Origin of the sequence: Streptomyces sp. NPDC091271, from assembly GCF_044757505.1 — a bacterium.
In the GTDB taxonomy this organism is placed as follows: Bacteria; Actinomycetota; Actinomycetes; order Streptomycetales; family Streptomycetaceae; genus Streptomyces.
Genome location: NZ_JBIVVD010000001.1, coordinates 456,518 through 481,087 on the forward strand (window position 1 = coordinate 456,518; position 24,570 = coordinate 481,087).

The 24,570-nt window shown below is 68.4% G+C and carries 35 protein-coding genes; 31 read left to right on the plus strand and 4 right to left on the minus strand.

From position 1 onward, the window contains the following. Nucleotides 1-2,184, minus strand: a complete 2,184-nt coding sequence (locus tag ACIQM3_RS02270; protein ID WP_401617651.1) for a poly(A) polymerase — start codon at nt 2,182-2,184, stop codon at nt 1-3. Next, nucleotides 2,184-3,854 (minus strand): RNA ligase family protein, encoded by a 1,671-nt coding sequence (locus tag ACIQM3_RS02275; RefSeq protein ID WP_401617654.1) that lies wholly within the window; start codon nt 3,852-3,854, stop codon nt 2,184-2,186. The genes ACIQM3_RS02270 and ACIQM3_RS02275 overlap by 1 nt, the downstream gene beginning before the upstream one ends. A gap of 493 nt (nt 3,855-4,347) precedes the next feature. Between ACIQM3_RS02275 and rpsJ the strand changes: the two genes are divergently transcribed. The 31 genes from rpsJ to truA all read left to right on the plus strand — a co-directional run bounded on the left by rpsJ (nt 4,348) and on the right by truA (nt 21,733). After that, on the plus strand, nt 4,348-4,656 hold the full coding sequence (rpsJ, locus tag ACIQM3_RS02280) for a 30S ribosomal protein S10 (protein WP_003948644.1): 309 nt from the start codon (nt 4,348-4,350) through the stop codon (nt 4,654-4,656). Nucleotides 4,657-4,670: 14 nt separating this feature from the next. Next, a complete protein-coding gene (gene rplC / locus ACIQM3_RS02285; RefSeq protein ID WP_014154591.1) occupies nt 4,671-5,315 on the plus strand; it encodes a 50S ribosomal protein L3 in 645 nt (214 codons plus the stop codon). Between the two features lie 4 nt (nt 5,316-5,319). Next, nucleotides 5,320-5,970 (plus strand): 50S ribosomal protein L4, encoded by a 651-nt coding sequence (gene rplD, locus ACIQM3_RS02290; RefSeq protein WP_103514097.1) that lies wholly within the window; start codon nt 5,320-5,322, stop codon nt 5,968-5,970. After that, a complete protein-coding gene (rplW, locus tag ACIQM3_RS02295) occupies nt 5,970-6,293 on the plus strand; it encodes a 50S ribosomal protein L23 (RefSeq protein ID WP_014154589.1) in 324 nt (107 codons plus the stop codon). The genes rplD and rplW overlap by 1 nt, the downstream gene beginning before the upstream one ends. Nucleotides 6,294-6,332: 39 nt before the next feature. Beyond that, nucleotides 6,333-7,169 (plus strand): 50S ribosomal protein L2, encoded by an 837-nt coding sequence (gene rplB / locus ACIQM3_RS02300; protein ID WP_099173848.1) that lies wholly within the window; start codon nt 6,333-6,335, stop codon nt 7,167-7,169. A 12-nt stretch (nt 7,170-7,181) separates the two neighbouring features. After that, nucleotides 7,182-7,463 carry a 30S ribosomal protein S19 gene (gene rpsS, locus ACIQM3_RS02305; RefSeq protein ID WP_015610726.1) on the plus strand — a complete coding sequence of 94 codons (282 nt, stop codon included), beginning with the start codon at nt 7,182-7,184 and terminating at the stop codon, nt 7,461-7,463. Nucleotides 7,464-7,505: 42 nt separating this feature from the next. Further along, complete coding sequence (gene rplV, locus ACIQM3_RS02310; RefSeq protein WP_073733141.1) at nt 7,506-7,853, plus strand: 50S ribosomal protein L22; 348 nt, start codon at nt 7,506-7,508, stop codon at nt 7,851-7,853. Continuing rightward, a complete protein-coding gene (gene rpsC / locus ACIQM3_RS02315) occupies nt 7,853-8,692 on the plus strand; it encodes a 30S ribosomal protein S3 (RefSeq protein WP_358973519.1) in 840 nt (279 codons plus the stop codon). Before rplV ends, rpsC begins: the two co-directional genes overlap by 1 nt. A gap of 5 nt (nt 8,693-8,697) precedes the next feature. Then, nucleotides 8,698-9,117 carry a 50S ribosomal protein L16 gene (gene rplP / locus ACIQM3_RS02320; protein WP_014154587.1) on the plus strand — a complete coding sequence of 140 codons (420 nt, stop codon included), beginning with the start codon at nt 8,698-8,700 and terminating at the stop codon, nt 9,115-9,117. Further along, complete coding sequence (rpmC, locus tag ACIQM3_RS02325; RefSeq protein WP_033297602.1) at nt 9,117-9,341, plus strand: 50S ribosomal protein L29; 225 nt, start codon at nt 9,117-9,119, stop codon at nt 9,339-9,341. The genes rplP and rpmC overlap by 1 nt, the downstream gene beginning before the upstream one ends. Next, a complete protein-coding gene (gene rpsQ / locus ACIQM3_RS02330; RefSeq protein ID WP_069171155.1) occupies nt 9,341-9,625 on the plus strand; it encodes a 30S ribosomal protein S17 in 285 nt (94 codons plus the stop codon). Before rpmC ends, rpsQ begins: the two co-directional genes overlap by 1 nt. 100 nt (nt 9,626-9,725) lie before the next feature. Continuing rightward, on the plus strand, nt 9,726-10,094 hold the full coding sequence (rplN, locus tag ACIQM3_RS02335) for a 50S ribosomal protein L14 (RefSeq protein ID WP_003974257.1): 369 nt from the start codon (nt 9,726-9,728) through the stop codon (nt 10,092-10,094). A gap of 2 nt (nt 10,095-10,096) precedes the next feature. Next, the gene (gene rplX, locus ACIQM3_RS02340; RefSeq protein ID WP_014047788.1) at nt 10,097-10,420 is read left to right on the plus strand and encodes a 50S ribosomal protein L24; all 324 of its coding nucleotides are present in this window, start codon (nt 10,097-10,099) and stop codon (nt 10,418-10,420) included. Beyond that, nucleotides 10,420-10,977 (plus strand): 50S ribosomal protein L5, encoded by a 558-nt coding sequence (rplE, locus tag ACIQM3_RS02345; protein WP_073718383.1) that lies wholly within the window; start codon nt 10,420-10,422, stop codon nt 10,975-10,977. The genes rplX and rplE overlap by 1 nt, the downstream gene beginning before the upstream one ends. A 2-nt stretch (nt 10,978-10,979) precedes the next feature. After that, a complete protein-coding gene (locus ACIQM3_RS02350) occupies nt 10,980-11,165 on the plus strand; it encodes a type Z 30S ribosomal protein S14 (protein WP_003948630.1) in 186 nt (61 codons plus the stop codon). A gap of 221 nt (nt 11,166-11,386) precedes the next feature. Continuing rightward, entirely contained in the window at nt 11,387-11,785 is a 399-nt protein-coding gene (rpsH, locus tag ACIQM3_RS02355) for a 30S ribosomal protein S8 (RefSeq protein WP_356714189.1), read from the plus strand. Nucleotides 11,786-11,806: 21 nt separating this feature from the next. Further along, on the plus strand, nt 11,807-12,346 hold the full coding sequence (gene rplF, locus ACIQM3_RS02360; RefSeq protein WP_103514100.1) for a 50S ribosomal protein L6: 540 nt from the start codon (nt 11,807-11,809) through the stop codon (nt 12,344-12,346). 2 nt (nt 12,347-12,348) lie between these two features. Further along, nucleotides 12,349-12,732 (plus strand): 50S ribosomal protein L18, encoded by a 384-nt coding sequence (gene rplR, locus ACIQM3_RS02365; RefSeq protein WP_033297607.1) that lies wholly within the window; start codon nt 12,349-12,351, stop codon nt 12,730-12,732. A gap of 47 nt (nt 12,733-12,779) precedes the next feature. Further along, on the plus strand, nt 12,780-13,382 hold the full coding sequence (gene rpsE, locus ACIQM3_RS02370; RefSeq protein WP_014047793.1) for a 30S ribosomal protein S5: 603 nt from the start codon (nt 12,780-12,782) through the stop codon (nt 13,380-13,382). Beyond that, on the plus strand, nt 13,382-13,564 hold the full coding sequence (gene rpmD, locus ACIQM3_RS02375) for a 50S ribosomal protein L30 (RefSeq protein ID WP_006126892.1): 183 nt from the start codon (nt 13,382-13,384) through the stop codon (nt 13,562-13,564). Before rpsE ends, rpmD begins: the two co-directional genes overlap by 1 nt. 1 nt (nt 13,565) lies before the next feature. Then, the gene (rplO, locus tag ACIQM3_RS02380) at nt 13,566-14,021 is read left to right on the plus strand and encodes a 50S ribosomal protein L15 (RefSeq protein ID WP_014047794.1); all 456 of its coding nucleotides are present in this window, start codon (nt 13,566-13,568) and stop codon (nt 14,019-14,021) included. 224 nt (nt 14,022-14,245) lie between these two features. Continuing rightward, entirely contained in the window at nt 14,246-15,565 is a 1,320-nt protein-coding gene (secY, locus tag ACIQM3_RS02385) for a preprotein translocase subunit SecY (RefSeq protein WP_104788304.1), read from the plus strand. After that, the gene (locus ACIQM3_RS02390; protein WP_401617666.1) at nt 15,565-16,224 is read left to right on the plus strand and encodes an adenylate kinase; all 660 of its coding nucleotides are present in this window, start codon (nt 15,565-15,567) and stop codon (nt 16,222-16,224) included. The genes secY and ACIQM3_RS02390 overlap by 1 nt, the downstream gene beginning before the upstream one ends. Nucleotides 16,225-16,346: 122 nt before the next feature. Beyond that, a complete protein-coding gene (gene map / locus ACIQM3_RS02395) occupies nt 16,347-17,183 on the plus strand; it encodes a type I methionyl aminopeptidase (RefSeq protein ID WP_104788307.1) in 837 nt (278 codons plus the stop codon). 201 nt (nt 17,184-17,384) lie between these two features. Next, complete coding sequence (infA, locus tag ACIQM3_RS02400) at nt 17,385-17,606, plus strand: translation initiation factor IF-1 (protein WP_014047798.1); 222 nt, start codon at nt 17,385-17,387, stop codon at nt 17,604-17,606. Nucleotides 17,607-17,666: 60 nt separating this feature from the next. Next, nucleotides 17,667-17,780, plus strand: a complete 114-nt coding sequence (gene rpmJ / locus ACIQM3_RS02405; protein WP_003956441.1) for a 50S ribosomal protein L36 — start codon at nt 17,667-17,669, stop codon at nt 17,778-17,780. 196 nt (nt 17,781-17,976) lie between these two features. Further along, nucleotides 17,977-18,357 carry a 30S ribosomal protein S13 gene (rpsM, locus tag ACIQM3_RS02410; protein WP_185299079.1) on the plus strand — a complete coding sequence of 127 codons (381 nt, stop codon included), beginning with the start codon at nt 17,977-17,979 and terminating at the stop codon, nt 18,355-18,357. Nucleotides 18,358-18,461: 104 nt separating this feature from the next. After that, the gene (gene rpsK, locus ACIQM3_RS02415; protein WP_003956432.1) at nt 18,462-18,866 is read left to right on the plus strand and encodes a 30S ribosomal protein S11; all 405 of its coding nucleotides are present in this window, start codon (nt 18,462-18,464) and stop codon (nt 18,864-18,866) included. 137 nt (nt 18,867-19,003) lie between these two features. After that, entirely contained in the window at nt 19,004-20,026 is a 1,023-nt protein-coding gene (locus ACIQM3_RS02420; RefSeq protein WP_003966937.1) for a DNA-directed RNA polymerase subunit alpha, read from the plus strand. Between the two features lie 270 nt (nt 20,027-20,296). Next, on the plus strand, nt 20,297-20,800 hold the full coding sequence (rplQ, locus tag ACIQM3_RS02425) for a 50S ribosomal protein L17 (RefSeq protein ID WP_358682830.1): 504 nt from the start codon (nt 20,297-20,299) through the stop codon (nt 20,798-20,800). Between the two features lie 78 nt (nt 20,801-20,878). After that, complete coding sequence (truA, locus tag ACIQM3_RS02430; protein ID WP_401617671.1) at nt 20,879-21,733, plus strand: tRNA pseudouridine(38-40) synthase TruA; 855 nt, start codon at nt 20,879-20,881, stop codon at nt 21,731-21,733. Here truA and ACIQM3_RS02435 read toward each other — a convergent pair. Together ACIQM3_RS02435 and ACIQM3_RS02440 are read right to left on the minus strand one after the other, a co-directional pair. Further along, the gene (locus tag ACIQM3_RS02435; RefSeq protein ID WP_401617674.1) at nt 21,702-23,588 is read right to left on the minus strand and encodes a hypothetical protein; all 1,887 of its coding nucleotides are present in this window, start codon (nt 23,586-23,588) and stop codon (nt 21,702-21,704) included. The genes truA and ACIQM3_RS02435 overlap by 32 nt on opposite strands. A gap of 69 nt (nt 23,589-23,657) precedes the next feature. Next, the gene (locus tag ACIQM3_RS02440; protein WP_401617676.1) at nt 23,658-24,509 is read right to left on the minus strand and encodes a hypothetical protein; all 852 of its coding nucleotides are present in this window, start codon (nt 24,507-24,509) and stop codon (nt 23,658-23,660) included. Between the last annotated feature and the right edge of the window lie 61 nt (nt 24,510-24,570).

Below are 24,570 nucleotides of genomic sequence, written 5' to 3' on the forward strand. Positions count from 1 at the left end.
CTATATACGTACCGGGACCAACGACGCCTCCCGGATCCCCCGCAGCACCTCCGCCCCGATCTCCGCCAGCCGGTGGGCCGGTGGCGGGGTCGCGCCGAACCCGATCGCGTACCCCGTGCGGCCGTCGGCCGTGAGAGGGCGCGGCCAGACTCGGCAGTCGGCGGCGCCCGCCTCGGTGAGGGCGGTGGCCAGGACGAGGAGGCGGCCGCGCAGGCGCCCCTCGGCCGGTCCGCCCGTGGGTACGGAGGCGAGGGCCCAGGACGGGTGCAGTTCGGGAAGGCTCGGCGGCGCGCACAGCAGGGGGCGCGGGTCGTTCCCGTCCCCGGCCGACTCCAGGAGCTCCCAGGCGCGGTACAGCTCTGCGGAGAGGAGATCGCGGCCTGCGGCGGAGACCTGCGTGGTGCAGGAACGTACGGGGGCGGTCGGGGTCAGCACGGTGACCGGGGACGCGGTTGCCGCCGCCCCGCCCACCGCCTCGCCCCAGTCCCACGCCGCCCAGATCGCGAAGAAGTGCCGGAGCAGCGCGAGCGGCGGCAGGTCGCCCGCCTCGTGGGCGGTACGGGCCGCGAGTACGGCCCAGGCGAGGCCCGGCAGTCCGCCGCAGGGTGCGGAGTCCAGGCCCCTCGCCGCCGCCCATGCCTTGACGTCCCGGGCGAGGGCGGCGAAGACGCCCCGGTGCGGGTCCGCCAGCGCGAGCACCGCATCGGCGTCGCTCACCGCGCTGAGCGCGATCGCCGCCGCCTCGCCCAGTTCCGCCCGGCGGGCGACCGCCTCGGCGGGGGAGAGGCCGCCGGTCGCCACGGTGACCAGGTCGACCCGGAGGCCGTCCAAGTGCCAGCGCAGGCCGGGCACCCGGGCGCCCGTCACCTCCCGCAGGTCCCGCGCCTCCGGGAACGCGGCGGCCAGTCGTTGGCCTACCCCTGCCGGATCGGAGGCGCCGGGCAGCGCGGCGACCAGGTCCAGGTCCGCGCCGGGCAGCGCGCAGCTCATGCGCCGGGAGCCGACGACGTGGACCCGGGCGCCGGGCAGGGCCGCGGTGACGCGTTCCGTGACCCCTTCACTCCCTTCGGCCACCAGAAGGGGAGGGCCCAGCTCCACCCGTACTCCGTAGTGGTCGGAGATGTACAGCCCCTCCGGGCCGGGTGTTTCGCCGGTCAGGGCCGCCGACCGGGCGCGCAGCCGTTCCGTACGCAGCAGGACCCTGTCCAGCCGGGAGATACGGCCGGACAGGGAGGAGACCGCGGCGAGGGGGTTCGCTGACGGGTCGAAGGTGGCGGTCCGGTCGGCGGGGCCGTGCACCTGGCTCCAGGCGTCCGTCATCGCCAGGCGGGTCTGTGGGCGGTCGCTGCCGTCGTTGAAGTCTCCGACGAGCAGCAGTTCGCCCTCGATGCCCGCCAACCCCGTGGCCAGGTCGGCCAGTTCGGTGTCGCGGCGGGTGGCGCCCTCGGGGGAGTGGTCGCTGCTCAGGTGGGTCACGGCCACCGTGACGGGGCCGTCGGCCGTCTCGACGACGGCCGCGGTCACCGCCTTGTGCGGGCCGAGGGCGTGCACCCCCGCCTCGCTCACGGGAAGCCGGCTGAGCAGCAGCAGCCCGTTGTCCGCCACGTCACGGCCGGCCGGTTCGGTGGCGATGACGTATCCGTCCCGTACCCACGCGCGGTCCAGCAGCAGGCGCAGCAGCGCGGGCTCCGCCTCCTGGAGTGCGATGACGTCCGCGTCCGCCGCACACAGGGCGTCGAGCAGGAGGGGGCGGCGCCGGGCCGTGTCGATGCGGTCGCTGTCGTACCGGTCCCAGAGCGTGTTCCAGGTGAGCACGGTCAGGGAGGCGGAGGCGGACGAGCCCGGCGGTCCGGGGGAGGCCGGCTCCCAGGCGCCCGTCGCCGGGGAGAACGCGTGCGGGACGCGTGAGGTGAAGTACGGGGACGGCAGGCGGCGCGGGGTCCGGACGCGCCCCGCCTCCGACGCGTCGATCCGGTCGAGTCCCGTGGAGCGGTCCCACACCACCTCGTCGTCCGCCTCGAAGAACAGCACCCGGTGCCAGGGGATGTCGCCGCCGGGCGTGAACCGCTCCAGCGGCACCCGCTTGGGGTCACGGCCGCGCTGGGCGACGCCCAGGAAGAAGCGCGCCGGGTCGAACCGGGCGTCCCAGCGGACCCGGTGGTAGATCTCCTCGCTCGTACGCATCAGGTCCGGTCCTCCACGGTTCCGCTCGTCCCGATGTACCAGGTGCGGTGGGCCTGGCCGGGGTACGGGGGTACGAAGCGGCGCACCTGGGAGGCCAGGACGTCCGGGGGCACCGGATGGCCGCGCCGGCCGTTGCGCGCGGTGAGCTCGTCCGTGCCGACCCATGCCACGGCGTGGGTGAGCAGAGCGTCCCTGCGGTGGGCGGCCGCGTGCACGAGGGAGCGCTGGCGCGGGTTGAGCGAGGTGGCGTCCCAGACCACGGTCGCGCCCGGGACGAGCGCGGCGTCCAGGCGGCGCAGCGCCTCGCGCAGGACGTCCGCGTTGGCGCTCTGGTCGGCGCGCGATCCGCGGGACTCGCGCAGGTCGTCGAGCGAGATGTACGTGGCGGTGCCCGGCAGCCCGCGGCCGAAGGTGCTCTTCCCGCTGCCCGAGGGACCGACCAGGTGGATCAGGCGCGGGAAGTCCCCGGACCGCCACCGCCAGGTCGCGGCGACCGCCTCCTCCGCGGTGGTGAGGCGGCCCAGCGCGTAGGCCTCGCGGGCCTGCGCCAGACAACGGTCGGCGGAGTCCGGCTCCAGGCCGGCGAAGGCGGCGGGCAGCCCGTCCGGTTCGGCCACGTCCTGGCCGTGCAGCTCCGACCACTCCACCTGCTCGCGGGCCTCGGGCCCGTCGGCCAGCACGCCGGCCAGCGCGTGCAGCACCGTCAGGTCCGCGGCGAGCGCCATCCTCGCCAGGCCGCTGTGCCGGTCGTCGTCCGGGTGGGGACGGTGCAGGAGGGGGTGAAGGCCGACCAGGTCCGCGGTCCGCCGGGCGAGCCGCATCCCGAGCGGTCCGGCGAGCGCGGGTGCGAGTGAGGCCCGGCGGGTGCGGTGCAGCAGGGCGGCGAGCACCCCGGCCAGCCGGTCGTCGCCGGTACGGTCCCGTGCGTCCAGGGCGTCGGCGGTCATGAGGGCGGCCGGCGCGTCACCGGGGCCGGCTCCCGCGGCGACGGCGAGTGCCGCAGGGTCCACGGGGGCGCCCGAGCGCACCGCCCACAGGGCGGCGGCGGGGCCCAGCCCGTTCTCCACCACCTCCGCGTGCATCCAGTGCGTGTCCGTCCTCACATGCCCCGGCCGCACCCACTTCGCCACCCGCCGCGCGAACCCCGCGGCGGGAAAGCCCTCGGCAGGCCGGACGACGTACCCCTCCTGGCGTTCCGTGTCCGGCCTCAGCGCGCGCAGCGCGTTCTCGGCCCGGGCGTCGAACACACCGCGCCACAGCACCGTCGGCGTCGGGATCCCCAGGTCCCGCAGGAAGTCCACGGTCCGGTCCCAGTCCAGGCAGAAGTCTCCGTCCCAGACGGAGAAGCCGTAGAAGTGGCTCGCGAGGTCCTCGTACGGGATCGAGTGGCGGGCGAACATGTTCTCGCCGCAGATCCGCCACCCCGCCGGGATGCGCGGGCCGATGCGGCTCTGGAGCGCCTTGACCCAGGCCCGGGAGGGGTGGTGCGCCGAGTCGAGGGAGCGGGCGTGCAGCCCGTCGGCGTACAGCGTGGTGTTCTCGCCGTCCAGCTTCTCGGTGACCACGACCTGGGAGCCGGTCAGTCCGGCGAGGTCGGCGAGGCGCACGTCGTCCGAGGTGGCCCCGGGTGACCAGGGAAGATGCGAGGTCCGTGGATAGTGCGTACGCATGTTCCGTGCCCCCGGTGAGTCGCCGTTCCGGCCGGTCACACTAGGGGCGGTGGCGTGCGGCCCTCGACCGAATATCGCGGCACGGTGCACGGGCCGGTCGTGCCCGCGTTTGACCGGTCCCCCGCAGGGGGTAAGATCCCCGGCCCGATTGGCCAGGCCCCCGAGCCGTGTGGCACACTAGCCAGGTTGCTCGGTTGAGTGTCAATGCTGCGCGCCTCCCGCCGGGAGGACCGGAAGCGAGTCCCACAGTACTCGTCGACCCCAGGGTCGGACGTACGGGAATCTTTCGGGAAGCGTCAGTGGGGCGCTGACCAGGCACCCGGTGGGGTTTCGCCCCCGGCAGCGCGGTTTCGGCCCGCACCCCCTTGGTTGGGAAATCCTTCGGGAGATCTTCGTAGAGGGGATGCGACACGCCCGACCGCGTGGGTCGGAGGCGGAGTTAAGAGAACTCCCGGGTTCCAGAGCGTTATGAGAGACAGGACTACTAGTAGCCATGGCGGGACAGAAGATCCGCATCCGGCTCAAGGCCTACGACCACGAGGTCATCGACTCCTCGGCGAAGAAGATCGTCGAGACGGTGACGCGCACTGGTGCGTCGGTCGCGGGCCCGGTGCCGCTGCCCACTGAGAAGAACGTGTACTGCGTCATCAAGTCGCCGCACAAGTACAAGGACTCTCGCGAGCACTTCGAGATGCGCACGCACAAGCGCCTCATCGACATTCTCGACCCCACGCCGAAGACGGTTGACTCGCTGATGCGCCTCGACCTGCCGGCGGGCGTCGACATCGAGATCAAGCTCTGAGGGGACGGGCCGAGATGAGCAAGAACATCAAGGGCGTCCTGGGCGAGAAGCTCGGCATGACCCAGGTCTGGGACGAGAACAACCGGGTTGTCCCGGTGACCGTCGTCAAGGCCGGGCCGTGCGTCGTGACGCAGGTTCGTACGAACGACAGCGACGGCTACGAGTCGGTCCAGATCGCCTTCGGCGAGATCGACCCGCGCAAGGTGAACAAGCCCCTCAAGGGCCACTTCGCCAAGGCCGACGTGACCCCGCGCCGCCACCTGGTGGAGCTCCGCACCCCTGACGCCAGCGAGTACACGCTGGGCCAGGAGGTCACTGCCGAGGTGTTCGAGTCCGGCGTCAAGGTTGACGTCACGGGCAAGAGCAAGGGCAAGGGCTTCGCCGGTGTCATGAAGCGTCACAACTTCAAGGGCCTCGGCGCCGGCCACGGCGTCCAGCGCAAGCACCGTTCCCCCGGTTCGATCGGTGGCTGCGCCACCCCTGGGCGTGTCTTCAAGGGCATGCGCATGGCCGGTCGTATGGGTAACGAGCGCGTCACCACCCAGAACCTGACCATCCACGCGGTTGACGCGGAGAAGGGTCTGCTGCTCATCAAGGGCGCGGTCCCCGGTCCGAACGGCGGCCTCGTCCTGGTCCGTACCGCGGCCAAGGGGGCTTGAGGTAATGAGCACCATTGACATCCTTTCGCCGGCAGGCGACAAGGCCGGTACCGTCGAGCTCCCCGCGGAGATCTTCGACGCGAAGACCAGCGTTCCGCTGATCCACCAGGTCGTTGTCGCACAGCTGGCAGCTGCCCGTCAGGGCACGCACAAGACCAAGCGTCGCGGCGAAGTCCGTGGTGGTGGCCGCAAGCCGTACCGCCAGAAGGGCACCGGCCGCGCGCGCCAGGGTTCGACCCGTGCGCCGCAGTTCGCCGGTGGTGGCGTCGTCCACGGCCCGCAGCCGCGTGACTACTCGCAGCGCACCCCGAAGAAGATGAAGGCCGCCGCCCTGCGCGGTGCCCTCTCGGACCGGGCGCGTCACTCCCGCATCCACGTCGTCACCGGCGTGGTCGAGGGTGGGATCTCCACCAAGGCCGCCAAGACGCTGTTCGGCAAGATCTCGGAGCGCAGCAACCTGCTCCTGGTCGTCGACCGCGCCGACGAGGCCGCGTGGCTGTCCGCGCGCAACCTGCCCCAGGTGCACATCCTGGAGCCGGGCCAGCTGAACACGTACGACGTGATCGTCTCTGACGACGTGGTCTTCACCCAGGCCGCTTTCGAGTCCTTCGTGTCTGGCCCCCAGACCGCTGAGACCGAAGGGAGCGCCGCCTGATGAGTGAGGCGACCGTTACCAGCAAGACCTACTCGGACCCGCGTGACGTTCTCGTCAAGCCGGTTGTCTCCGAGAAGAGCTACGCACTGCTCGACGAGAACAAGTACACGTTCATCGTCGCGCCCGGCTCCAACAAGACCCAGATCAAGCAGGCCGTGGAAGCGGTCTTCTCGGTCAAGGTCACCGGGGTCAACACGATCAACCGGCAGGGTAAGCGCAAGCGCACCAAGACCGGTTTCGGCAAGCGCGCCGACACGAAGCGCGCCATCGTGACCCTCGCCGAGGGCGACCGTATCGACATCTTCGGCGGCCCGACCTCCTGACGGAGGTCGAGTCGTCCGGAATCGGACGAGGACTGAGAAATGGGTATCCGCAAGTACAAGCCGACGACCCCGGGCCGTCGTGGCTCCAGCGTCGCCGACTTTGTCGAGATCACGCGGTCCACGCCGGAGAAGTCGCTGGTCCGCCCCCTGCACAGCAAGGGCGGCCGTAACAACGCCGGTCGTGTGACCGTTCGCCACCAGGGTGGTGGCCACAAGCGCGCCTACCGCGTGATCGACTTCCGTCGTCACGACAAGGACGGCGTGCCGGCCAAGGTCGCGCACATCGAGTACGACCCGAACCGCACCGCGCGCATCGCGCTGCTGCACTACGCGGACGGCGAGAAGCGTTACATCGTCGCCCCCCGTGGTCTGTCGCAGGGTGACCGCGTCGAGAACGGTCCGGGCGCCGACATCAAGCCGGGCAACAACCTGGCGCTGCGCAACATCCCGGTCGGTACGACCATCCACGCCATCGAGCTGCGGCCCGGCGGCGGCGCGAAGTTCGCCCGTTCCGCGGGTGCCTCCGTGCAGCTGCTGGCGAAGGAGGGCACGATGGCCCACCTTCGTATGCCTTCCGGCGAGATCCGGCTGGTCGACGCCCGCTGCCGCGCCACGATCGGTGAGGTCGGCAACGCCGAGCAGTCGAACATCAACTGGGGCAAGGCCGGCCGCATGCGCTGGAAGGGCGTTCGCCCGACCGTCCGCGGTGTCGCGATGAACCCGGTTGACCACCCGCACGGTGGTGGTGAAGGCAAGACCTCCGGTGGACGTCACCCGGTCTCGCCGTGGGGTCAGAAGGAGGGTCGTACTCGCTCGCCGAAGAAGGCATCGAGCAAGTACATCGTCCGCCGCCGCAAGACGAACAAGAAGCGCTAGGAGCGGGTTTAGATGCCGCGCAGTCTCAAGAAGGGGCCCTTCGTCGACGGCCACCTCGTCAAGAAGGTGGACGTACAGAACGAAGCAGGCACCAAGAACGTCATCAAGACCTGGTCCCGTCGCTCGATGATCATCCCGGCCATGCTGGGTCACACCATCGCGGTGCACAACGGCAAGATCCACGTCCCGGTGTTCGTCACCGAGTCGATGGTCGGCCACAAGCTCGGCGAGTTCTCGCCGACTCGCACCTTCCGCGGCCACGTCAAGGACGACCGGAAGTCGAAGCGCCGCTAGCGCGGGGTGGAAACGACTATGACTCACACCGAAGGGACAACCATGGAAGCCAGGGCCCAGGCGCGGTACATCCGCGTCACGCCCATGAAGGCCCGCCGCGTGGTGGACCTCATCCGTGGCATGGATGCCACGGAGGCTCAGGCGGTCCTGCGTTTCGCCCCGCAGGCCGCGAGCGTGCCGGTTGGCAAGGTGCTTGACAGCGCCATCGCCAACGCTGCACACAACTACGACCACCCTGACGCCTCTTCGCTGGTCATCAGCGAGGCGTTCGTGGACGAGGGCCCGACCCTGAAGCGGTTCCGTCCGCGTGCTCAGGGCCGTGCCTACCGGATCCGTAAGCGGACCAGCCACATCACCGTGGTCGTCAGCAGCAAGGAAGGAACCCGGTAATGGGCCAGAAGGTAAACCCGCACGGGTTCCGGCTCGGCATTACCACGGACTTCAAGTCCCGTTGGTACGCCGACAAGCTGTACAAGGACTACGTCAAGGAAGACGTCGCCATTCGTCGAATGATGACGAAGGGCATGGAGCGGGCCGGCATCTCGAAGGTTGAGATCGAGCGCACCCGCGACCGCGTCCGCGTTGACATCCACACCGCCCGCCCGGGCATCGTCATCGGCCGCCGTGGCGCCGAGGCCGACCGCATCCGTGGCGAGCTGGAGAAGCTGACCGGCAAGCAGGTCCAGCTGAACATCCTCGAGGTCAAGAACCCCGAGGTGGACGCTCAGCTGGTGGCCCAGGCCGTCGCCGAGCAGCTCTCCTCCCGTGTCTCCTTCCGTCGTGCCATGCGTAAGAGCATGCAGAGCACGATGAAGGCGGGCGCAAAGGGCATCAAGATCCAGTGCGGTGGCCGCCTCGGCGGCGCCGAGATGTCCCGCTCGGAGTTCTACCGCGAGGGCCGCGTGCCCCTGCACACGCTCCGTGCGAACGTCGACTACGGCTTCTTCGAGGCCAAGACGACCTTCGGCCGCATCGGCGTGAAGGTCTGGATCTACAAGGGCGACGTCAAGAACATCGCCGAGGTCCGCGCCGAGAACGCAGCGGCTCGTGCCGGCAACCGTCCGGCCCGTGGCGGCGCTGACCGCCCGGCCGGCCGTGGTGGCCGTGGTGGCGAGCGTGGCGGTCGCGGCGGCCGCAAGCCGCAGCAGTCCGCGCCGGCAGCAGAGGCCCCCAAGGCCGACGCTCCCGCCGCCGCTGCTCCGGCTGAGAGCACCGGAACGGAGGCCTGACCGAAATGCTGATCCCCCGTAGGGTCAAGCACCGCAAGCAGCACCACCCGAAGCGCAGCGGTATGTCCAAGGGTGGCACGCAGGTTGCGTTCGGCGAGTACGGCATCCAGGCGCTGTCCCCGGCGTACGTGACGAACCGCCAGATCGAGGCAGCTCGTATCGCGATGACCCGCCACATCAAGCGTGGCGGCAAGGTCTGGATCAACATCTACCCGGACCGCCCCCTGACGAAGAAGCCTGCCGAGACCCGCATGGGTTCCGGTAAGGGTTCTCCCGAGTGGTGGATCGCGAACGTCAAGCCCGGTCGGGTGATGTTCGAGCTGTCCTACCCGAACGAGAAGATTGCTCGTGAGGCGCTCACCCGCGCTGCTCACAAGCTTCCGATGAAGTGCCGGATCGTTCGGCGCGAGGCAGGTGAGTCGTGATGTCGGCCGGTACCAAGGCGTCCGAGCTGCGCGAGCTGGGCGGCGAGGAGCTTCTCAACAAGCTCCGCGAGGCCAAGGAAGAGCTGTTCAACCTCCGCTTCCAGGCGGCGACGGGGCAGCTCGAGAACCACGGTCGGCTCAAGTCCGTCCGTAAGGACATCGCCCGGATCTACACCCTGATGCGCGAGCGCGAGCTGGGCATCGAGACGGTGGAGAGCGTCTGATGAGCGAGAAGACTGTGACTGAGACCAACACCGACCGCGGTTTCCGTAAGACCCGTGAGGGTCTGGTCGTCAGCGACAAGATGGACAAGACCGTCGTCGTCGCTGTCGAGGACCGCGTCAAGCACGCGCTGTACGGCAAGGTCATCCGCCGTACGAACAAGCTCAAGGCCCACGACGAGCAGAACGCTGCAGGCGTCGGCGACCGCGTTGTCATCATGGAGACGCGTCCGCTGTCCGCCACGAAGCGCTGGCGCATCGTCGAGATCCTCGAGAAGGCCAAGTAATTCCTGAAGGGCATTCCCCTCAGGCAAGTTCCGCCAGGCTCGGCGGGGGCACCTTCACCGGAGCCCCCGCCGGGAACCGGCAGACGATCAGGAGATAGACGTGATCCAGCAGGAGTCGCGACTGCGCGTCGCCGACAACACGGGTGCGAAGGAAATTCTCACCATCCGTGTTCTCGGTGGCTCGGGTCGCCGCTACGCGGGCATCGGTGACGTCATCGTCGCCACCGTCAAGGACGCGATCCCCGGTGGCAACGTGAAGAAGGGTGACGTCGTCAAGGCCGTCATCGTTCGCACCGTCAAGGAGCGTCGTCGCCCGGATGGCTCGTACATCCGCTTCGACGAGAACGCCGCTGTCATTCTCAAGAACGACGGCGACCCCCGCGGCACCCGTATCTTCGGCCCGGTGGGCCGTGAGCTGCGCGAGAAGAAGTTCATGAAGATCATCTCGCTCGCGCCGGAGGTGCTGTAAGCATGAAGATCAAGAAGGGCGACCTGGTTCAGGTCATCACCGGTAAGGACAAGGGCAAGCAGGGCAAGGTCATCGTTGCCTTCCCCGCTCAGGACCGCGTCCTCGTCGAGGGTGTCAACCGGGTCAAGAAGCACACCAAGGCCGGTCAGACGGCTCGCGGTTCGCAGACGGGTGGCATTGTCACCACCGAGGCCCCGATTCACGTCAGCAACGTTCAGCTGGTCGTGGAGAAGGACGGCAACAAGGTCGTCACCCGCGTCGGCTACCGCTTTGACGACGAGGGCAAGAAGATCCGCGTTGCCAAGCGGACCGGTGAGGACATCTGATGACGACCACCACTGCGCCGCGTCTCAAGACGCGCTACCGCGAAGAGATCGCCGGCAAGCTGCGTGAGGAGTTCTCCTACGAGAACGTCATGCAGGTCCCCGGTCTGGTCAAGATCGTGGTCAACATGGGTGTGGGCGACGCCGCCCGCGACTCCAAGCTGATCGACGGTGCCGTCAAGGACCTCACCACGATCACCGGCCAGAAGCCCGCCGTCACGAAGGCCCGCAAGTCGATCGCGCAGTTCAAGCTGCGCGAGGGGCAGCCGATCGGCTGCCACGTCACCCTCCGTGGTGACCGCATGTGGGAGTTCCTGGACCGTACGCTGTCGCTCGCGCTTCCGCGTATCCGTGACTTCCGTGGTCTGTCGCCGAAGCAGTTCGACGGCCGTGGCAACTACACCTTCGGTCTCACGGAGCAGGTCATGTTCCACGAGATCGACCAGGACAAGATCGACCGGGTCCGGGGCATGGACATCACCGTGGTCACCACGGCGACCAACGACGACGAGGGTCGTGCCCTGCTTCGTCACCTCGGCTTCCCGTTCAAGGAGAACTGACCGTGGCGAAGAAGGCTCTGATCGCTAAGGCCGCCCGTAAGCCGAAGTTCGGCGTGCGCGGTTACACCCGCTGCCAGCGCTGCGGCCGGCCCCACTCCGTCTACCGCAAGTTCGGCCTCTGCCGCGTGTGCCTTCGTGAGATGGCTCACCGTGGCGAGCTGCCGGGCGTGACCAAGAGCTCCTGGTAATCCTGCTTCGCCCTCGGGCGTCGTAGGACCGGAAAGCTCTCGGTAAGTATCCGGTCGGCAGGAGCCCCGCTCTTCATGCCGTAGGCTTGAAGGGTTGGGCGCCTGCCGCCCTGACCGACTTACTACGCCGTAGGTCCCCGCACCGCACCCGTCCCGCCACTGAGTGGGGAGAGGGATGGCGCATACAGGAAACCCCGGCGAGAGAGGCCGAAGGCCAACTCATGACCATGACTGATCCCATCGCAGACATGCTCACGCGTCTGCGTAACGCGAACTCGGCGTATCACGACGATGTTTCGATGCCGCACAGCAAGATCAAGTCGCACATCGCGGAGATCCTCCAGCAGGAGGGCTTCATCACCGGCTGGAAGGTCGAGGACGCCGAGGTCGGTAAGAGCCTCGTTCTCGAGCTGAAGTTCGGGCCGAACCGCGAGCGTTCGATCGCCGGCATCAAGCGCATCTCGAAGCCGGGTCTGCGTGTGTACGCAAAGTCCACCAACCTGCCGAAGGTTCTCGGCGGCCTGGGCGTGGCGATCATCTCCACGTCCCACGGCCTCCTGACCGGCCAGCAGGCAGGCAAGAAGGGCGTAGGTGGGGAAGTCCTCGCCTACGTCTGGTAGTCGGGAAAGGAAGGAAAGCTCATGTCGCGAATCGGCAAGCTCCCCATCCAGGTTCCCGCCGGTGTGGACGTCACCATCGATGGCCGCACGGTCGCGGTGAAGGGCCCGAAGGGTTCCCTCTCGCACACCGTCGCCGCGCCGATCGAGGTCACCAAGGGTGAGGACGGCGTGCTCAGCGTCGTCCGCCCGAACGACGAGCGTCAGAACAAGGCCCTTCACGGCCTGTCCCGCACGCTGGTGGCGAACATGATCACCGGTGTGACCCAGGGATACAGCAAGGCGCTCGAGATCAGTGGTGTCGGTTACCGCGTCCAGGCGAAGGGCTCCAACCTGGAGTTCGCCCTGGGCTACAGCCACCCGATCCTCATCGAGGCTCCGGAAGGCATCACCTTCAAGGTCGAGTCGCCCACGAAGCTCAGCGTCGAGGGCATCGACAAGCAGAAGGTCGGCGAGGTAGCCGCCAACATCCGCAAGCTGCGGAAGCCCGACCCGTACAAGGCCAAGGGCGTCAAGTACGCCGGCGAGGTCATCCGGCGCAAGGTCGGAAAGGCTGGTAAGTAGCCATGGCATACGGTGTGAAGATCGCCAAGGGCGACGCGTACAAGCGTGCCGCTCTCAAGCGGCGCCATATCCGCGTCCGCAAGCACATCTCCGGTTCGCCGGAGCGTCCCCGCTTGGTCGTGACGCGTTCCAACCGCCACATCGTCGCCCAGGTCATCGACGACATCGCGGGCCACACGCTCGCGTCGGCGTCGACCCTGGACACGTCGATCCGTGGTGCGGAGGGTGACAAGAGCGCCCAGGCCAAGCAGGTCGGCGCGCTTGTCGCCGAGCGTGCCAAGGCCGCAGGCGTCGAGGCCGTCGTGTTTGACCGCGGTGGTAACCAGTACGCCGGGCGGATTGCCGCTCTGGCTGACGCCGCCCGTGAAGCCGGGCTGAAGTTCTAAGCCCCGGTTCCAACGCACAGCGGACGTAACAGAGAGAGGTAATTCCAATGGCTGGACCCCAGCGCCGCGGAAGCGGTGCCGGTGGCGGCGAGCGGCGGGACCGGAAGGGCCGTGACGGTGGCGCTGCCGCCGAGAAGACCGCGTACGTCGAGCGTGTCGTCGCGATCAACCGCGTCGCCAAGGTAGTGAAGGGTGGTCGTCGCTTCAGCTTCACCGCGCTGGTCGTGGTGGGCGATGGTGACGGCACCGTCGGTGTCGGATACGGCAAGGCCAAGGAAGTTCCCGCGGCCATCGCCAAGGGCGTCGAAGAGGCCAAGAAGAGCTTCTTCAAGGTCCCGCGTATCCAGGGCACCATCCCTCACCCGATCCAGGGCGAGAAGGCTGCGGGCGTCGTCCTGCTGAAGCCTGCTTCCCCCGGTACCGGTGTTATCGCCGGTGGCCCGGTGCGCGCCGTTCTGGAGTGCGCCGGCGTTCACGACATCCTGTCGAAGTCGCTCGGTTCTTCGAACCCGATCAACATCGTGCACGCGACCGTGGCGGCCCTCCAGGGCCTGCAGCGTCCCGAGGAGATCGCGGCCCGCCGCGGTCTGCCCCTCGAGGACGTCGCCCCCGCGGCTCTGCTCCGTGCGCGTGCGGGAGCGGGTGCGTAATGGCTCGCCTCAAGATCACGCAGACGAAGTCGTACATCGGCAGCAAGCAGAACCACCGCGACACCCTGCGTTCGCTCGGGCTCAAGCGCCTGAACGACTCGGTTGTCAAGGAGGACCGCCCCGAGTTCCGCGGAATGGTTCAGACCGTCCGCCACCTCGTGACGGTTGAGGAGGTTGACTGACATGGCGGAGAACAGCCCGCTGAAGGCCCACAACCTCCGGCCTGCCCCGGGCGCCAAGACCGCCAAGACCCGTGTGGGTCGTGGTGAGGCGTCCAAGGGTAAGACCGCAGGCCGTGGTACCAAGGGTACGAAGGCTCGTTACCAGGTTCCGGAGCGCTTCGAGGGTGGCCAGATGCCCCTCCACATGCGTCTCCCGAAGCTCAAGGGCTTCAAGAACCCGTTCCGCACGGAGTACCAGGTCGTGAACCTGGACAAGCTCGCGACGCTCTACCCCGAGGGTGGAGAGGTCACGGTGGCCGACCTGGTCGCCAAGGGCGCTGTGCGCAACAACCACCTCGTCAAGGTCCTCGGACAGGGCGAGATCTCCGTGGCGCTGCAGGTTTCGGTTGACGCCGTCTCCGGCTCCGCCAAGGAGAAGATCGCCGCTGCCGGCGGCACCGTCACCGAACTCGTCTGAGACAACTCGGACAGGTCTGTGGCCTGAACACCCGACCGGGGATGCCTCTCATTTGGGGCATCCCCGGTTGGTCGTTCCTAGGGGGGCATGTACGCCGGTAAGGTGGCGTGCACTGTTGCTGTGGTAAGTCCTGGGCAAGAGCCCGGGGTCCGTTGGCTGTTACGTAATCGTCGATCCTCAAGACCGTCACCTCACGCTTTTGCGCGGGGGTCGCAGGAGGCACCGTGCTCACCGCGTTCGCCCGGGCGTTCAAGACGCCCGACCTGCGCAAGAAGCTGCTCTTCACGCTCGGCATCATCGTGCTCTACCGTCTCGGTGCGCACATTCCCGTACCGGGGGTGAGCTACGAGAACGTCCAGACCTGTGTTGACCAGGCCAGTCAGGGCAACAACAGCCTGTTCGGTCTGGTGAACATGTTCAGCGGTGGTGCACTGCTGCAGATCACGATCTTCGCGCTCGGCATCATGCCGTACATCACGGCCAGCATCATTCTCCAGCTGCTGACCGTCGTCATCCCCAGGCTCGAAGCCCTCAAGAAGGAGGGGCAGTCGGGCACGGCCAAGATCACGCAGTACACGCGTTATCTGACCGTCGCGCTGGCGATCCTCCAGGGCACCGGCCTGGTGGCGACCGCTCGCAGCGGCGCGCTCTTCAGCGGCTGCTCCGTCGCCGACCAGGTTGTCCCGAACCAGTCGATCTTCACGACCATCGTCATGGTGATCACCATGACCGCCGGTACCGCCGCCGTCATGTGGCTCGGTGAGCTCATCACCGACCGCGGCATCGGCAACGGCATGTCGATCCTGATGTTCATCTCGATCGCCGCCAGCTTCCCCGGCGCTCTCTGGGCCATCAAGCAGAGCGGCAAGCTGGCCGACGGCTGGATCGAGTTCATCACCGTCATCCTCATCGGCTTCGTGATGGTCGGCCTCGTCGTCTTCGTCGAACAGGCCCAGCGCCGGGTTCCGGTGCAGTACGCGAAGCGGATGATCGGGCGCCGGTCCTACGGTGGTACGTCCACTTACATCCCGCTGAAGGTGAACCAGGCGGGTGTGATTCCCGTCATCTTCGCTTCTTCGCTGCTCTACATTCCTGCTCTAATCGTTCAGTTCTCCAACTCCACCGCGGGCTGGGCGACCTGGATTCAGGATCACTTCGTCAAGGGCGACCACCCGTACTACATCGCGACGTACTTCCTGTTGATCGTGTTCTTCGCATTCTTCTATGTGGCGATCTCGTTCAACCCCGAGGAAGTCGCGGACAACATGAAGAAGTATGGTGGCTTCATCCCGGGTATCCGGGCAGGTCGACCTACTGCCGAGTATCTGAGCTACGTGCTCAACCGGATCACTTGGCCGGGCTCGCTGTATCTGGGTCTGATCGCTCTGGTGCCGACGATGGCGTTGGCAGGCTTCGGTGGCGCTAACCAGAACTTCCCGTTCGGCGGGACGAGCATCCTGATCATCGTGGGTGTGGGTCTGGAGACCGTGAAGCAGATCGAGAGTCAGCTCCAGCAGCGCAATTACGAAGGGTTCCTCCGCTGATGCGAATCGTCCTCGTCGGGCCGCCCGGTGCCGGCAAGGGAACGCAGGCTGCGTTCCTTGCCAAGAATCTGTCGATTCCGCACATCTCCACGGGCGACCTCTTCCGCGCCAACATCAGCCAGGGCACCGACCTTGGCAAGCAGGCCCGCGCCTTCATGGACGCGGGACAGCTGGTGCCGGACGAAGTCACCATCGCGATGGCCAAGGACCGCATGTCCCAGTCGGACGCCGAGAACGGCTTCCTCCTGGACGGCTTCCCCCGCAACGTGGGGCAGGCCGCGGCACTCGACGAGATGCTGCACAGCGAGGGCGTCAAGCTCGACGCGGTTCTTGACCTCGAGGTCCCCGAGGACGAGGTGGTCAAGCGCATCGCCGGCCGCCGTATCTGCCGTAACGACAGCGCGCACGTCTTCCACGTGTCGTACAACCAGCCGAAGACCGAGGGCGTCTGCGACGCCTGCGGCGGCGAGCTGTACCAGCGGGACGACGACACCGAGGAGACGGTCCGTACCCGTCTCGAGGTCTACCACACGCAGACCGAGCCGATCATCGACTACTACCGGTCCCAGGGCCTGGTCGTGACGATCTCGGCGCTCGGCAAGGTCACCGAGGTGACCGAGCGGGCCATGGAGGCCCTCAAGAAGTCCGACGAGGGCTGACCGCCCCTTAGAACCACGCAGCCGGCCGCGGCGCCCTCGGGCGTCGCGGCCGACTGTTTTGGCGCCGTATCGTGGAGTACGGCTTCAACCGTTTCCCTTCGTAAGCAGAGAGGCGCCGCGCAATGGTGCAGATCAAGACCCCCGAGCAGATCGCGAAGATGCGCGAGGCGGGCCTCGTGGTCGCTGCCATTCACGCCGCCACCCGCGAGGCGGCCGTCCCCGGCGCCACGACGAAGGACCTGGACGAGGTCGCCCGCAAGGTGATCGCCGACCACGGCGCGAAGTCCAACTTCCTGGGTTACGGCGGATTCCCCGCGACGATCTGCACCTCGGTGAACGAGGTCGTCGTCCACGGCATCCCGGACGAGAAGACCGTCCTGAAGGACGGCGACATCATCTCGATCGACGCCGGCGCCATCATCGACGGCTGGCACGGCGACGCGGCGTACACCGCCTTCGTGGGCACCGGCCACGCTCCGGAGCTCGTCGAGCTCTCCCGGGTGACCGAGGAGTCGATGTGGGCCGGGATCGCCGCGATGAAGGTGAACAACCGGCTCGTCGACATCTCGAAGGCCATCGAGTCCTACATCCGCCGCCAGCCCCGCCCGGCGACCGGCAAGTACGGGATCATCGAGGACTACGGCGGCCACGGCATCGGCACCGAGATGCACATGGACCCGCACCTCCTGAACTACGTCTCGCGCAAGCGCGGCAAGGGCATCAAGCTGGTCCCCGGTGTCTGCCTGGCCATCGAGCCGATGGTCTCGCTGGGCACCGCGCAGACGAAGGTCCTCGCCGACGAGTGGACGGTCCTCACGACCGACGGCACCTGGTCCTCGCACTGGGAGCACTCGATCGCCCTCACGGAACAGGGCCCGCTGGTCCTGACCTCACCGGACTGCGGCCGGGCGAAGCTCGCCCAGTACGGCGTCGAGGCGGCGCCGGACCCGCTCGCCTGACGGTCCGGCCCGACGCCCCGCCCTGACGCTCACCAGGACTGTCCGGCTGATCCGTGTCTAAGGATCAGAGGAAGTGGGCAAACTTGACGGATTCGTCTTTTGGAGTCCGCTGACGTAGACTGACTCGTCGGCTCTCGTGCATCCGTGTGTCTTCATGCGGCGGCGTGAGTCGATCAAGGTAGCCGATTCGAAAGGCGAAGCGTGGCCAAGAAGCAAGGTGCCATCGAAATTGAGGGCACCGTGATCGAGTCTCTCCCGAACGCCATGTTCAGGGTGGAGCTCCAGAACGGTCACAAGGTCCTCGCGCACATCAGCGGCAAGATGCGGATGCACTACATCCGTATTCTTCCCGATGACCGGGTCGTCGTGGAGCTGTCTCCGTACGACCTGACGCGTGGCCGGATCGTCTACCGGTACAAGTAGATCTTGCCGCCATCCCGCTTCGGCGTGGTGAGGGCACTGACCCGGAGAACCTGACATCCCATGAAGGTCAAGCCGAGCGTCAAGAAGATCTGCGACAAGTGCAAGGTGATCCGCCGTCACGGCCGGGTCATGGTCATCTGCGACAACCTGCGCCACAAGCAGCGCCAGGGCTGACGCACGACCACCTGCATCTCGCAGCTCTTCGCGCGACGCACGTAAACGTACATACGCAGAGCCCGTCCAAGCTTCGGCTGACGACACCTCCGGCGGGGGCCGGGGACCCGGGCGTACCACCTCTCCCACACGGGTGAGGTCGGCGGTCGGGAGTGGTCCTGTGGAAGACCCCCGAAATAACAACTGGAGCCATTGAATGGCACGCGTTTCAGGTGTTGACATCCCGCGCGAAAAGCGCGTGGAGGTTGCCCTCACCTACGTCTTCGGCATCGGGCGTACCCGGTCCAAGGAGATCCTCGCCAGCGCCGGCGTGAACCCGAACACCCGCGTTCGTGACCTGGCCGAAGAGGACCTGGTCAAGATCCGCGAGTACGTCGACGCCAACCTCCGCACCGAGGGTGACCTTCGCCGCGAGATCCAGGGCGACATCCGCCGCAAGATCGAGATCGGCTGCTACCAGGGCATCCGGCACCGTCGCGGTCTGCCGGTCCACGGTCAGCGCACCAGCACGAACGCGCGTACCCGCAAGGGCCCGCGTCGCGCCATCGCCGGTAAGAAGAAGCCGGGCAAGAAGTAGTCCTCAGCGGACGCACTGCGGATCTCCGGACGTCCGGGGCCCGCAGCAACCAGCGGTCTTCGCTGTAGGACCGATCACCTCCCCTCTCCATCTGGAGTCAAGACATGCCCCCCAAGGGTCGTCAGGGCGCAGCCAAGAAGGTGCGTCGCAAGGAAAAGAAGAACGTCGCTCACGGGCACGCCCACATCAAGAGCACGTTCAACAACACCATCGTCTCGATCACGGACCCCTCGGGCAACGTGATCTCCTGGGCCTCCGCCGGCCACGTCGGCTTCAAGGGCTCGCGCAAGTCCACCCCCTTCGCCGCGCAGATGGCCGCCGAGTCGGCCGCCCGCCGCGCGCAGGAGCACGGCATGCGCAAGGTCGACGTCTTCGTGAAGGGTCCGGGCTCCGGCCGCGAGACCGCGATCCGCTCCCTCCAGGCCACGGGCCTCGAGGTCGGTTCGATCCAGGACGTCACCCCGACGCCGCACAACGGCTGCCGTCCGCCGAAGCGTCGCCGCGTCTGATTCGCCACGGCCGGTGACGGCCGTGCGTCAGTAGCGTCGGATCCGGGCGGTATGTCCTTCCCAGGGCGTGCCGCCCGTATCCTTGTTTCATCTGTCGGGCATCAAATAGTGGGTGCCCACGACTGAAGGATTCCTTCATGCTTATCGCTCAGCGTCCGTCGCTGACCGAAGAGGTCGTCGACGAGTTCCGCTCCCGGTTCGTGATCGAGCCGCTGGAGCCGGGCTTCGGTTACACCCTCGGCAACTCCCTGCGTCGTACCCTCCTCTCCTCGATCCCCGGTGCCGCTGTCACCAGCATCCGGATCGACGGTGTCCTGCACGAGTTCACCACCGTGCCGGGCGTCAAGGAGGACGTGACCGACCTCATCCTCAACATCAAGCAGCTGGTCGTCTCCTCGGAGCACGACGAGCCGGTCGTGATGTACCTGCGCAAGCAGGGTCCCGGCCTGGTCACCGCTGCTGACATCGCCCCGCCGGCCGGTGTCGAGGTCCACAACCCGGACCTGGTCCTGGCCACGCTCAACGGCAAGGGCAAGCTGGAGATGGAGCTGACCGTCGAGCGCGGTCGCGGCTACGTCTCCGCCGTCCAGAACAAGCAGGTGGGCCAGGAGATCGGCCGGATTCCGGTCGACTCCATCTACTCGCCGGTGCTCAAGGTCACGTACAAGGTCGAGGCGACCCGTGTCGAGCAGCGCACCGACTTCGACAAGCTGATCGTCGACGTCGAGACCAAGCAGGCCATGCGTCCCCGTGACGCCATGGCGTCGGCCGGTAAGACCCTGGTCGAGCTGTTCGGTCTGGCGCGCGAGCTCAACATCGACGCCGAGGGCATCGACATGGGCCCGTCCCCGACGGACGCCGCGCTCGCCGCCGATCTGGCGCTGCCGATCGAGGAGCTCGAGCTCACGGTCCGTTCGTACAACTGCCTCAAGCGCGAGGGCATCCACTCCGTGGGTGAGCTCGTGGCCCGCTCCGAGGCGGACCTGCTCGACATCCGCAACTTCGGTGCGAAGTCGATCGACGAGGTCAAGGCGAAGCTGGCCGGTATGGGCCTCGCGCTCAAGGACTCGCCTCCCGGCTTCGACCCGACCGCCGCCGCGGACGCGTTCGGCGCGGACGACGACGCGGACGCCGGTTTCGTGGAGACCGAGCAGTACTGATCGCCTTCCGGCGGGGGTGCCCGGTTTTCAGGGTGCCCCGCGCCGGGGCTCAGGCCTTGTCCTCAAACTCCCCCAGACTTCGTCCGGGGGGACTCCCAAGGGCTTGATTTTGGCTGCTGTCCGGTGTGAGTCGGACGGGCTTGATGTGGCTGATGGCTGGTGGAAGCCGGTATCAGCCGCTGCGGAGTAAAGACTTCCGCGGGGCGGCCGCCTCGCGGGAACTGACACCGGTACCTGATACGGCCGGTGCAGCACACAAGGAGAAAAACCATGCCTCAGCCCGCCAAGGGTGCCCGTCTGGGCGGCAGCGCTGCGCACGAGAAGCTTCTTCTCATCAACCTCGCGAAGTCGCTGTTCGAGCACGGCCGCATCACCACGACCGAGGCCAAGGCCCGCCGCCTGCGTCCGGTCGCCGAGCGTTTCATCACCAAGGCGAAGAAGGGCGACATCCACAACCGTCGCCTGGTGCTGCAGTCGATCACGGACAAGGGCATCGTGCACACGCTCTTCACCGAGATCGCCCCGCGGTACGAGAACCGCCCCGGTGGTTACACCCGCATCACCAAGATCGGCAACCGTCGTGGCGACAACGCCCCGATGGCCGTCATCGAGCTGGTCGAGGCGCTGACCGTGGCCCAGCAGGCCACCGGTGAGGCCGAGGCCGCGACGAAGCGTGCCGTGAAGGAAGACGACCTCAAGAAGGACGAGGCTCCGGCCGAGACCGTCGAGGACGCCAAGCCGGCCGACGCCGCTGAGGAGTCCAAGGACGCCTGAGCGTTCTGAGACCCAGGTACGGGCCCGCATCACCCTTCGGGGCGGTGCGGGCCCGTTCGGTTTTGAGAGGATCTGCGGGTGAGTGACGAGGCAGAGCCCGGCTTTGTACGGGTACGGCTGGACCTTTCCTACGACGGCAAGGACTTCTCCGGCTGGGCGAAGCAGACCAGCAGGCGCACGGTGCAGGGCGAGATCGAGGACGCGCTGCGCACCGTGACGCGGTCGTCGGTGACGTACGACCTGACGGTCGCCGGGCGCACCGACGCCGGGGTGCACGCGCGCGGGCAGGTGGCGCACGTCGACCTGCCGGCCGAGGTGTGGGCCGAGCACGAGGAGAAGCTGCTGCGGCGGATGGCGGGGCGCCTGCCGCTGGACGTACGCATCTGGCGGGCGGCGGAGGCACCCGCGGGGTTCAACGCGCGTTTCTCCGCGCTGTGGCGGCGTTACGCGTACCGCGTGGGGGACCGGCCGGGCGGTGTGGACCCGCTGACCCGTGGCCATGTGCTCTGGCACGACCGGCCGCTGGACCTGGCCGCGATGAACGAGGCGGCCGCCCTGATGGTGGGCGAGCACGACTTCGCCGCGTACTGCAAGAAGCGTGAGGGCGCGACGACCATCCGTACGCTCCAGAAGCTGCACTGGGTGCGGGACGCGGAGTCGGGTGTGCTGACGGCGACCGTGCAGGCCGACGCGTTCTGCCACAACATGGTGCGGGCGCTGATCGGGGCGGCGCTGTTCGTCGGGGACGGGCGCAGGCCGGCCGGGTGGCCTGCCGAGGTGCTGGCGGCCAAGGTGCGGGATCCGGCGGTGCACGTGGTGCGGCCGCACGGGCTGACGCTGGAGGAAGTGGCCTATCCGGCCGACGGGTTGCTGGCGGCCAGGGCGCTGGAGGCCCGGAACGTCAGGACGCTTCCGGAGGCGGGCTGCTGCTGACCGGTCTGCGGCGCCGGGCGCGGAGCAGCTTGGCCGCGAAGTACAGGGCGACGGCGGTGGACGCGGTGGAGCGGAACCAGCCGATGTCGGGCGTCCACCAGGCGTAGACCGCCGCCGCGCTGAAGAAGAGCAGCCCGGCCGTGCGCAGGACCCACCAGCGGGCCGGGTGCGGTTCGTCCGGGTCGGGGGTCTCCGGGTGGACGCCGTCCTTGGTGGTCATGGTGTCCCGCATGCCCGCGAGGAAGCCGCGCCGGGTCAGCACCCGGGCCCCGGGGAGCGCCGTGAGGATCTCCTGCTCGCCGCCGTATCCCGCGGGCAGCGGCGGGAGGCCCAGGGCGGCGACGAGCTCTCCCTGGTGGCGGGCGGGATCGCCGGTGGCCCGCAGGATGTGGGCCAGGGGGCGGGGGTCGGTCAGCTTGTACACCCGGGCCAGCGCGGCGGCCGTCGCGCCCGCCTCGGCGTGGTCGGTGGCGGGTGCGGCGGTCTCCCAGGTGTGGTCCGTCACCTTCCTGCCCCGGTGCAGCAGGGTGAAGCTGCTGCGTTCCGGGGTGCGGTGCAGGACCAGGGCGGGCCACTCCTCGGCCGTGGTGAAGTTGTCGGCCGCCGAGGTGAGCGGGTCCTCCGGGAGCAGGGCCGCGCGTTTGCCGCGTACGGGGTCCGGGACGATCTCGACGTACGTGTGATGGCTGCCGGCCGGGGCCGTCCGCAGGCTGTGGCCGCAGATCAGGGCGGCCTGGGCCACCTCGGTGGGGCCTGTGGAGGCGATGGCGACCGAGCGCGGTGCCAGCTCACGCTCCCATTCGGGTGCGGCGGTGGCCGGGGGCTCGGGGGAGGGGCGGAAGAAGGGGATCTTCATCGCCAGCTCGACGCGGGTGTCGGAGCGGGCCTCCAGGAATTCGGCCCGGGGCTCGCCGAAATAGGTCCAGGGGAAGGTCGTGGCGTGCACCCCGATGCTGCGGAAGGCCGTGAGGGCCTCCTCGTAGCGGTTCATCGACCACAGGACCAGGGCCAGGTGGTTCCGGAAGCCGGCGGCCTCCCGGTCTCCCGGGGCGTAGCTGTCGGAGAGGGCCTGGGCGCGGGTCACCGCAGCCTCGGCGCGGGCGGTGTGGTCGGGGCCGGGCGTCTCCTCGTCGGCGATCAGGTATTCGACGACGGCCTGGAGTGGCAGCGCGTGGAGCCGGGAGCCGGGAGGGGCCTGGTCGGCCGCCTGCTCGGCGAAGGCGAACATCTCCTCGTGCGAGCCGCACCACTTGTCGCAGAGGTACTGGAGCGCCTGTATGTGGCAGCCCTCGTGGTGCGGGTCGCGTGCGTTCGCCTCGGCCAGATAGGTGTCGAAGACGTCCCGGGGGGCCTGGATACCCCGGGCCTGGGTCAGCGCGACGCGCCACGGGACGGGGTCGTCGGGGTTGAGCTCGGCGGCGGCGGATATCACCGGCACCGAGTCCCGCAGCACCGCGTGGAACGCCCGGAACTGGTCGGCCTCGACGTGCTTGGCCCGGGCCCCCGTCCGTATCTGCCAGGCCTGGCAGATGTACTGGTCGGCCTTGACCAGTACGGCGTCGGGGTCCTCCGGGGACGCCTCCAGCCAGCTGTCCAGCCAGCCCGGGTGGTGGAGCGAGGCCCGCGCGAGGCGGGTGACGCAGGTGTCCCTGCGCTCCCACTGGGCGTGCTCGCGGGTGAGGGCGAGCAGTTCGGCGGCCGGGGCGTGGTCACCCGCCGCGGCGGCGGCGAGGGCCACCCGCAGCGAGGGGTCCGGGGCGTCGAGGACCACGGCCTCGTCCGGGGGCAGACCGGCGCCTGTCGCGTCGCTGTGGCGCAGGACGCGCGGGAGGGTGAAGAGGGTGGTCAGACGCACGGCTGCGGGTCCTCGGTCGAGGGGAGGGACGGGGACTGGTGCGTGGGGGAGGGAGCACAGCACGGGCGGTCAGACGACGGGGGCACCTGCGGCCGCCGAGGCCTGGACCTCGCCGCGGCGACGGATCTGCCGGAAGGTGAAGTCGGTCAGGTCGTCACCCACCTTGTACGCGTCCTTGGAGGACGTGGTGACGTTCTTCCCGCTGGTGTAGCCGCCGATCGTGAAGTAGGCGTAACGGCCGTATGAGTTGGAGGTGCGCCGGCAGACGGATCCGCCGCGGCAGAAGGTGGGGACTCCCGAACCGCTGAGCGAGGCGACTCCGCCGGACGCCTGCTGGGCGGCCTTCCTGGCCTCCGCCTCGGTGCCGAAGACGGCGAGTCCGACGGTGACCGCCACGCCGCCCTTGCTGTACGTCGCGCGGATGACCTGGTCGCAGCCGTTGTTCTCGAGGATCGAGCCGAGCGCGCCCTGGGTCGTCGCGGCGCAGTTCGCCGTACGGGCGGTGGCGCCCTTGGCGTAGACGCGGTCGCCCATGGTCAGCTTCTTGCCGGGGAAGAAGGCGTTGACGTCGACCGGGGCCTTGTCCTTCTTCTCGTCGGCTATGTAGTCCTTCGGGTCCGGCGGGGGCGGCGGTGCCACCGAGGAGAAGGAGGGCTCCGGCGCGGAGGTCTCCGAGGGCAGCTCGGTGGGGGCCGGCAGCTCGCTCGCGTTCTTGTCCGACCCGGAGGCGCCGCCTCCGCTGGTCGTGATGACGGCCGTGGCCACGATCGCGGCCACCGCGGCGGTGGCCAGCGCGCCGCCGCCGATCATCAGCCACTTCTTGCGCCTGCCGCGTGCGGCGGACGCGTCCGCCAGCGCCGCCCAGTCCGGAGTCCGGCTCTCTCCCGGCCCCCAGGAGGGCCCCCCTTGCCCAAAGCTCATGCGGCGAATCCTAGACCGACCGTAATCCGGTTGGGTCAACGGTTCGCATGCCGTGACAATG

Bases quoted from the DNA above. Each gene is read 5' to 3' on its own strand.
- rpsM (WP_185299079.1), top strand. From the start codon at position 17,977: ATGGCACGCGTTTCAGGTGTTGACATCCCGCGCGAAAAGCGCGTGGAG.
- rplO (WP_014047794.1), top strand. From the start codon at position 13,566: ATGGCGGAGAACAGCCCGCTGAAGGCCCACAACCTCCGGCCTGCCCCG.
- rpsC (WP_358973519.1), top strand. From the start codon at position 7,853: ATGGGCCAGAAGGTAAACCCGCACGGGTTCCGGCTCGGCATTACCACG.
- rplF (WP_103514100.1), top strand. From the start codon at position 11,807: ATGTCGCGAATCGGCAAGCTCCCCATCCAGGTTCCCGCCGGTGTGGAC.
- rpsK (WP_003956432.1), top strand. From the start codon at position 18,462: ATGCCCCCCAAGGGTCGTCAGGGCGCAGCCAAGAAGGTGCGTCGCAAG.
- rpmC (WP_033297602.1), top strand. From the start codon at position 9,117: ATGTCGGCCGGTACCAAGGCGTCCGAGCTGCGCGAGCTGGGCGGCGAG.
- rpsH (WP_356714189.1), top strand. From the start codon at position 11,387: ATGACCATGACTGATCCCATCGCAGACATGCTCACGCGTCTGCGTAAC.
- rpsS (WP_015610726.1), top strand. From the start codon at position 7,182: ATGCCGCGCAGTCTCAAGAAGGGGCCCTTCGTCGACGGCCACCTCGTC.
- rpmJ (WP_003956441.1), top strand. From the start codon at position 17,667: ATGAAGGTCAAGCCGAGCGTCAAGAAGATCTGCGACAAGTGCAAGGTG.
- rplR (WP_033297607.1), top strand. From the start codon at position 12,349: ATGGCATACGGTGTGAAGATCGCCAAGGGCGACGCGTACAAGCGTGCC.
- rplD (WP_103514097.1), top strand. From the start codon at position 5,320: ATGAGCACCATTGACATCCTTTCGCCGGCAGGCGACAAGGCCGGTACC.
- rplQ (WP_358682830.1), top strand. From the start codon at position 20,297: ATGCCTCAGCCCGCCAAGGGTGCCCGTCTGGGCGGCAGCGCTGCGCAC.
- ACIQM3_RS02270 (WP_401617651.1), bottom strand. From the start codon at position 2,184: ATGCGTACGAGCGAGGAGATCTACCACCGGGTCCGCTGGGACGCCCGG.
- rplW (WP_014154589.1), top strand. From the start codon at position 5,970: ATGAGTGAGGCGACCGTTACCAGCAAGACCTACTCGGACCCGCGTGAC.
- rplB (WP_099173848.1), top strand. From the start codon at position 6,333: ATGGGTATCCGCAAGTACAAGCCGACGACCCCGGGCCGTCGTGGCTCC.
- rplC (WP_014154591.1), top strand. From the start codon at position 4,671: ATGAGCAAGAACATCAAGGGCGTCCTGGGCGAGAAGCTCGGCATGACC.
- ACIQM3_RS02440 (WP_401617676.1), bottom strand. From the start codon at position 24,509: ATGAGCTTTGGGCAAGGGGGGCCCTCCTGGGGGCCGGGAGAGAGCCGG.
- ACIQM3_RS02420 (WP_003966937.1), top strand. From the start codon at position 19,004: ATGCTTATCGCTCAGCGTCCGTCGCTGACCGAAGAGGTCGTCGACGAG.
- rpsJ (WP_003948644.1), top strand. From the start codon at position 4,348: ATGGCGGGACAGAAGATCCGCATCCGGCTCAAGGCCTACGACCACGAG.
- ACIQM3_RS02275 (WP_401617654.1), bottom strand. From the start codon at position 3,854: ATGCGTACGCACTATCCACGGACCTCGCATCTTCCCTGGTCACCCGGG.
- rpmD (WP_006126892.1), top strand. From the start codon at position 13,382: ATGGCTCGCCTCAAGATCACGCAGACGAAGTCGTACATCGGCAGCAAG.
- ACIQM3_RS02390 (WP_401617666.1), top strand. From the start codon at position 15,565: ATGCGAATCGTCCTCGTCGGGCCGCCCGGTGCCGGCAAGGGAACGCAG.
- rplP (WP_014154587.1), top strand. From the start codon at position 8,698: ATGCTGATCCCCCGTAGGGTCAAGCACCGCAAGCAGCACCACCCGAAG.
- map (WP_104788307.1), top strand. From the start codon at position 16,347: ATGGTGCAGATCAAGACCCCCGAGCAGATCGCGAAGATGCGCGAGGCG.
- rplV (WP_073733141.1), top strand. From the start codon at position 7,506: ATGGAAGCCAGGGCCCAGGCGCGGTACATCCGCGTCACGCCCATGAAG.
- rpsE (WP_014047793.1), top strand. From the start codon at position 12,780: ATGGCTGGACCCCAGCGCCGCGGAAGCGGTGCCGGTGGCGGCGAGCGG.
- rplE (WP_073718383.1), top strand. From the start codon at position 10,420: ATGACGACCACCACTGCGCCGCGTCTCAAGACGCGCTACCGCGAAGAG.
- rplX (WP_014047788.1), top strand. From the start codon at position 10,097: ATGAAGATCAAGAAGGGCGACCTGGTTCAGGTCATCACCGGTAAGGAC.
- rpsQ (WP_069171155.1), top strand. From the start codon at position 9,341: ATGAGCGAGAAGACTGTGACTGAGACCAACACCGACCGCGGTTTCCGT.